Genomic DNA, 393 nt, shown 5'->3' with positions numbered 1-393 from the left:
AGGACGTTGACGACATTGGTGTTGGCGACGAAGCCATTGACCGGGCCGGCAGCGTCGTTGACGGCGTCGATGACGCCCTCTTCCACCGTGATCGTGACAGTCGCCGTGTCGCAGTTGGTCGGATTGAGAACTTCGCAGATCTCGTAGTCGACGGTGTAGGTGCCCGCCGGGGTATTCGGCGCGACGTCCACCGAGCCATCAGCGTTCACGGTCAGCGGACCATTCGTCACCGGAACCAGGGTGATGGCAGCCGGATTCACCGGCGCGCCATTGAGCTGGTCATTGGCCAGGACGTTGACGACGTTCGTGCCGCCGGTCGCGCCGTTGACGGGACCCGCCGTGTCGTTGATCGCGTCGAGCACGGCCGCTTCGACCGTCACGGTGACCGTGGCG

General features: G+C 64.9%; 1 protein-coding gene. It reads right to left on the bottom strand.

The genetic code is table 11. The features are described 5' to 3' along the window. Positions 1-393 (bottom strand): hypothetical protein (locus ACOQFR_RS00035; RefSeq protein ID WP_421377378.1); only part of this gene is annotated, 393 nt, incomplete at both ends.

It is taken from the genome of Arenimonas sp. MALMAid1274 (genome assembly GCF_049195245.1).
Lineage (GTDB): Bacteria > Pseudomonadota > Gammaproteobacteria > Xanthomonadales > Xanthomonadaceae > Arenimonas.
Note: the sequence above shows the minus strand (reverse complement) of the source record. Positions and strands in the feature narration are given on the sequence as shown.